This is a genomic window from Lentilactobacillus sp. (assembly GCF_040773105.1).
GTDB lineage: Bacteria > Bacillota > Bacilli > Lactobacillales > Lactobacillaceae > Lentilactobacillus > Lentilactobacillus parabuchneri.
The window spans coordinates 1-5,353 of the sequence record NZ_JAXGWW010000137.1 but is presented as its reverse complement, the minus strand read 5'-3'; the positions used below and the strand labels follow the sequence as shown (position 1 = coordinate 5,353).

Sequence of the window (5,353 nt, the reverse complement as noted above, 5' to 3'; positions counted from 1 at the left end):
GTGTTGTAGAATTCAGATGCGGCACAGTCAAAGGCAATGGCAATGTCTTTACCTGGCTTGTAGCCGGCACGTTGGATAGCTTCAACAAGGATTTCAAATGGTTCCTCGTTGTTCTTCAAATCAGGTGCAAATCCACCTTCATCACCAACGGCAGTTGAGTATCCGCGTTCGTTCAATAAGTTCTTCAAGTTATGGAATGTTTCTGAACTCCAACGAATTGCTTCTTTGATAGTTGGGGCACCAACAGGCATGATCATGAATTCTTGGAAATCAACCTTGTTGTTGGCATGCTTACCACCGTTGATAACGTTCAACATTGGTGTTGGAAGCAAGTGACCATTGAAACCACCAAGGTAGTTGTACAATGGAACTTCCAATTCGTCAGCAGCAGCACGGGCAGCGGCTAAGGAAACACCTAAAATAGCGTTAGCGCCTAACTTGCCTTTATTTGGCGTACCATCCAATTCGATCATGGCCTTATCAATTGCCAATTGGTCAGTAACATCGTAGCCAACAATTTCTTTAGCGATGATGTTATTAACGTTGTCAACGGCTTTGGTAACGCCCTTGCCCATGTAACGATCCTTGTCACCATCACGGAGTTCAACAGCTTCGTGTTCACCAGTTGAAGCACCTGAAGGAACGATTCCACGGCCCATTGCGCCTGCTTCAGTATATAATTCAACTTCAACAGTTGGGTTACCACGAGAGTCTAGAACCTCACGAGCATAAATATCAGAAATAATTGACATGTTTTTTTCTCTCCTTAGCGAAAGTTGTGACCTTTTGTACAAGGTTCACTCTAATTCTATTAGTTTCGGGACTAACTTTCAATACAATTCAACGAATTTAACTATTTTTGTAAAAAGTTTGCAAGTTTCAAGAACGAATCTGCCTTTAAACTGGCCCCACCGGCCAAAACACCATCGATATCGGTCTGTGAAAGAATATCGTCGGCATTTTCATCATTGACACTGCCACCGTACAAAACGCGGACCTGGTTGGCAATATCATCGCCGTACAAATCAGCAATTGTTTGGCGAATCAAGTAGCAGCCCTCTTCAGCTTCATCACTGCTGGCTGTTTTACCACTGCCGATTGCCCAACTCGGTTCATAAGCCACAATGATGGTTTCAGCTTGTTCGGGCGTCACCGACTTCAAAGCGTTGGTCACTTGACTAACTACCCACGAGATTCTGTCGGCTGATTCTCTTCGGCTCATAGTTTCATCACAGCAGATAATCGGCGTTAAGTGGTTTCTAAAGGCGGCGTGCACCTTCTTGTTGATAATATCGTCGGTTTCATTAAAATACTTCCGCCGCTCTGAGTGACCAATGATCACGTGGGTAACACCCATTTCAGAAAGTGCCTTGGGACTGACTTCGCCCGTATAGGCACCGGCATCTTCGTAAAAACAATTTTCGGCAGAAATAATCAGTGGTGAATCACCATTTTCCTGCAACATGCTCTCCAAAAACAACGGGGAGGCCGCCACACAGGTTTCAGTCACCTTGGGATCCGGCAGTTTGCCCTTAATATCTTGAAGAAATTTGACTGCTTCTGTAACCGATAAATTCATTTTCCAATTACCGGCAACAAACGGAATTCTCATAAGAAATCATCCTTTACATTTTTTAACTTAATGCCATTGTAACGAATCCCGGTTTCAAAAGCCACATTTTTCTCCTATACCAATTTTTAGTAAATGAAAAAGAGTCCGCTAAAAAGCGGGCCCTTTCAAGATTATTTGTTATCGATTGCTGCAATACCAGGAAGCGTCTTACCTTCAAGATATTGAAGTGAAGCACCACCACCGGTAGAAATGTGGGTCAATTTGTCAGCAACGCCTAATTGCTTAACAGCAGCGGTTGAATCACCACCACCAACAATTGTTGTAGCATTGCTTAAAGTACCCAAGAATTCACCAATCTTAAGGGTTCCTTGTGCGTAGTTAGCCATTTCAAACACACCCATAGGGCCGTTCCAAACAACCGTCTTGGCATCTTTAAGGACATTTTCGAACGCTTCGATTGACTTAGGACCGATATCCAAAGCCATCCAACCATCGTCAATGTCACCTTCAACAACCTTGTGTTCAGCATCGTTGTTAAATTCTTTAGCAACCACGTTATCAGTAGGGAGAACGATCTTGTCGCCGCCCTTTTCAAGGATCTTCTTGGCAACGTCAATCTTATCTTTTTCGATAAGTGAGTTTCCAATCTTGATGCCCTTGGCAGCGTAGAATGTGTAGGTCATTCCACCACCAATGATAATCTTGTCAGCTTTGTCAAGCAGGTTATCAATCACACCAATTTTGTCTGATACTTTGGCACCACCAAGAATGGCAACAAATGGACGTTGTGGATTGTTAACAGCTTCACCCAAGAACTGGATTTCTTTTTCCATTAAGAAACCAGCAGCAACCGGCTTGCCATCCTTGTGCATTGCTTCTGCGATACCAGCGTTTGAGGCGTGGGATCTATGAGCAGTACCAAAGGCGTCGTTGATAAATTCGTCAGCAAGTGATGCCCAGTATTCGCCTAATTTAGGATCGTTACCGGACTCACGTTTGACGTATTCACCGTTGACAACATCTTCGTAACGGGTGTTTTCAAATAACAGCACGCTGCCGTCTTCCATCTTAGCGATGGCATCTTCAAGTTGTTTGCCTTCAGTTACGGGGCAGAAGATCACCGGCTTGTTCAAAAGGTTTGACAGACGTTCTGCAACTGGGCGTAATGATAAGCCCTTCTTGTCGTCTTCCTTCTTAATTCGGCCAAGATGTGAGCAAAGAATTGCCTTGCCCTTGTGGTCCAATACGTACTTAATCGTTGGTAAAGCAGCTTGGATACGGTTATCGTCACCAATAACGCCGTCTTTAATTGGTACGTTAAAGTCGACACGCATCAAAACTTTCTTTCCTTCGAGATTTAAATCAGAAACTGTTAATTTTGCCAATTTTGAAACCTCCCAAAATCGTTTGTGTTTGTGATTAGTAGAACATAGTTAGATAGTAAAAGACGGAGAAGGCCACCCTCCTCCGCCATTTACAATTAATTATTAAAGTGAAGCAAACTTCAACAAAGTACGAACCATGTTGCAAGTGAAGCCCCATTCGTTGTCATACCAAGCAACAGTCTTAACAAGTTGGTTGTCACCGGCAGTCGTAACTTCAGTTTGAGTTGGGTCAAATACTGAACCATGATCGTCATCAATGATGTCTGATGAAACGATTTCGTCAGCATTGTAACCAAAGGCAGGGTTGTCAGCGGTATGCTTCTTCATAGCATCGTTAACTTCGTCAGCAGTAACCTTCTTGTCGAGGATTGCAACCAATTCAGTTAATGAACCATCAACTACGGCAACACGTTGTGCGTGACCTTGGAGTTTACCTGCAAGATCAGGGATAACCAAACCGATAGCCTTAGCAGCACCAGTTGAATGAGGAATCGTGTTAGCACTGGCAGTACGGTTGTTACGCTTCTTCTTAGTCTTAGGACCATCAAGAATTTGTTGTGAAGCAGTGAATGCATGAACAGTTGTCATGGTACCAACTTTGATACCAAAGTCTTTGTTCATGAAGTAAGCCATTGGAGCCAAGCAGTTAGTTGTACATGAACCAGCTGAAACGATTACATCGTTTGAGTTCAATTCATCCAAGTTAACGCCAGGAACAACAGTCTTAATTTGACCAGCAGGAGCTGAAATCAAGACACGCTTTGCACCAGCCTTGATGTGAGCTTGTGATTTTTCTTCTGAAGTGTAAAAACCAGTACATTCAAGAACGTAGTCAACACCGTCGTTCTTAACCCAAGGAAGGTTAGAAGCATCTTTTTCTGCATATACAGGGATTTCTTTACCGTCAACGACGATACCCTTGTCAGTTGCAGAAACATCACCAGGGAAACGTCCATGGGTTGAATCATACTTCAATAAATAAGCCAACATTGATGGAGTGGTCAAATCGTTAATTGCAGCCACTTCAATTTCGTCGGAGTGCAATTCGTGAATCCGTTTGAATGCCAAACGACCAATTCGGCCAAAACCGTTAATACCAATCTTTACAGTCATACTAAGTTTTCCTCCTTTAGGAAATAAGAAAATATTAAGACACAGTACACATTAATCGTACCATGAAATGAAAACAAAGTCAGCACCTTGTGAACAAAAGTTCAAAGTATGCATCGAGTAACCATAAAATATTACCCAGATTCGAGTATAGCAGACCGCCGGAGAATTGCAATGGAATTAGATTTAGTAAGCGTTTTCACAATCAACTTTTCTTTGTTCTTGAAAAAATTCTTACTTTCTAGTATATTGGTATAGTAAGTTGCGCTCGTAGTGTAATGGATCGCACGTAAGATTCCGGTTCTTGAAATGAGGGTTCGATTCCCCCCGAGCGCATCAGGCTTAACTGATTTTAGTTATCACAAGCCAGTCACTGCTATATTTCAGCATTTTAGCATGGTAGTTTTGGGTCCAAAACCAGTAAAAAATCAGTAAGTACAACGCGATTTTAAAAATGAAACAGCGAGGCAAATGCCTCGCTGTTTTTGTTTTCCTACGGGTGACTGACTTAATCGTCATCAACTTTTTTCATATAGAGAATTGGAAAGTGATTCCCCTGTTCATCTAATTCAGTCCGTTGATACACTTTAAATCCCATATGCTCATAAAATCCCCGAGCAAGTGGGTTTTGTTCGTTGACGCCAAGTTGATTGATCGAATATTTTTGCAGTCCATCTTCGAATAATTGTTTGCCTAAGCCTTTACCGCGGTATTGATCTGAAATAAATAACATTTCAAGCATTTGATCATTGACCCCCATGAAGCCGATCGGATCATTATCATCGCGCTTCATTACGATTAAATGCTGGACATTGACGATCGCCTCAGGAATGACTTTCTTAATACTTCGAATCTCATCGTCTGTTAAAAATAAATGGGTCGCCCTGACAGAAGACTCCCAAACTGCCACCAAGCGCTCGATCAGTTCAGAATTGGGGTCCGTTACTTCGACAATTTGCATTGTATTTCTCACTTTCTTCAAGCCAAATTAAGGTGTATTCAATGGCACTTATATTGACTCATTCAATTTATATCTTCTAAGCTGCCAAATCAAGCACAAAAATATCGAGCGTCAATCTCGTGTCTTTTTGACAGCCTGGCCCTTTCACTGGTCGTTTGTTTCAAAGAACAACAAAAAGAAGATCCAAGATTAATCCCTGAATCTCCGTTTTCAATTGTTGATACTGTTCTAATAAACGACCCCATTAATCCGGCACAGACGTTGCCTCACGAACCCCTTCCGAGAAGTCAACACCCTGTTTGGCGTAAAAGGCCATAATTTCAG

4 protein-coding genes, 1 tRNA gene and 1 pseudogene are annotated in these 5,353 nt (G+C 42.3%); 1 reads left to right on the top strand and 5 read right to left on the bottom strand.

The window, feature by feature from the left end:
• The 4 genes and pseudogenes from eno to gap form a co-directional block, all read right to left on the bottom strand.
• Positions 1 to 752: pseudogene (gene eno / locus AB3112_RS07740) on the bottom strand (phosphopyruvate hydratase); the annotation flags it as partial.
• 101 nt (positions 753 to 853) lie between these two features.
• Positions 854 to 1,612, bottom strand: coding sequence for a triose-phosphate isomerase (gene tpiA, locus AB3112_RS07735; protein ID WP_057910230.1), 759 nt, complete (start codon positions 1,610 to 1,612; stop codon positions 854 to 856).
• Positions 1,613 to 1,743: 131 nt separating this feature from the next.
• Entirely contained in the window at positions 1,744 to 2,958 is a 1,215-nt protein-coding gene (gene pgk / locus AB3112_RS07730) for a phosphoglycerate kinase (RefSeq protein WP_057910231.1), read from the bottom strand.
• A gap of 102 nt (positions 2,959 to 3,060) precedes the next feature.
• Positions 3,061 to 4,071 carry a type I glyceraldehyde-3-phosphate dehydrogenase gene (gap, locus tag AB3112_RS07725; protein WP_057910232.1) on the bottom strand — a complete coding sequence of 337 codons (1,011 nt, stop codon included), beginning with the start codon at positions 4,069 to 4,071 and terminating at the stop codon, positions 3,061 to 3,063.
• Positions 4,072 to 4,332: 261 nt separating this feature from the next.
• Here gap and AB3112_RS07720 point away from each other — a divergent pair.
• Positions 4,333 to 4,404, top strand: a tRNA-Arg gene (locus AB3112_RS07720).
• Between the two features lie 172 nt (positions 4,405 to 4,576).
• Here the strand turns inward: AB3112_RS07720 and AB3112_RS07715 are convergent.
• Complete coding sequence (locus tag AB3112_RS07715; RefSeq protein WP_057910233.1) at positions 4,577 to 5,029, bottom strand: GNAT family N-acetyltransferase; 453 nt, start codon at positions 5,027 to 5,029, stop codon at positions 4,577 to 4,579.
• Positions 5,030 to 5,353: the final 324 nt, after the last annotated feature.